Consider the following 209-nt stretch of genomic DNA (forward strand, 5'->3'; position numbering starts at 1 on the left):
GCCTCGATGTAGCGTCGTCGGTGCCGTGTTTAAGGCGGCGGTCAGAAGGAGACGAACATGAACCTTGAGACAAAGACGAGCCGGGAAAACACCGCACACACCGGCAGACCTCGGCTCGACGAACTGGTTCCGTCGCGCTACGCGGTGCGGGTCGGCGAGATTGAGGTGCTGGTGGTCAGCGATGGAGTGCTACCGCTCCCTACCGCGAT

1 pseudogene is annotated in these 209 nt (G+C 62.2%); it reads left to right on the plus strand.

Annotated features, from left to right (window positions below):
• Positions 1–57: 57 nt before the first annotated feature.
• A pseudogene (locus tag AF337_RS42740) lies at positions 58–209 on the plus strand (MBL fold metallo-hydrolase); the annotation flags it as partial.

Source organism: Rhizobium ecuadorense, assembly GCF_001187535.1.
GTDB classification, from domain to species: domain Bacteria; phylum Pseudomonadota; class Alphaproteobacteria; order Rhizobiales; family Rhizobiaceae; genus Rhizobium; species Rhizobium ecuadorense.